Origin of the sequence: Pseudomonas sp. SIMBA_067 (genome assembly GCF_046534675.1) — a bacterium.
GTDB lineage: Bacteria > Pseudomonadota > Gammaproteobacteria > Pseudomonadales > Pseudomonadaceae > Aquipseudomonas > Aquipseudomonas putida.
Genome location: NZ_JAWRYH010001418.1, coordinates 1 through 233, shown reverse-complemented (window position 1 = coordinate 233; position 233 = coordinate 1). Strand labels below are relative to the sequence as shown.

1 pseudogene is annotated in these 233 nt (G+C 39.5%); it reads right to left on the bottom strand.

The features are described 5' to 3' along the window. Window positions 1-85, bottom strand: a pseudogene (locus SB765_RS34065) (low molecular weight phosphotyrosine protein phosphatase); the annotation flags it as partial. Window positions 86-233 lie beyond the last annotated feature (148 nt).

The following is a 233-nucleotide window of genomic DNA, read 5'->3' as shown; positions in this document are numbered from 1 at the left end:
CTAGCAGATCAATACCTAACTTGTTTGCACGAGCTTTTAATACCGCCTCTGCGGTAGGTGAGCGACATATATTTCCTAAACACACTATCAGTACTTTTTTCACTGATGGCTCCCTAAGCTTTGCTAAAAATCGGTGATAAACATTATTTTAATGAAGCTAATATTTTTTGTTCGCCTTCAAGCATGCTCTGCATAGCGGTCTCCTGTTTTACACGGCTATGTAAAGTAGCAAG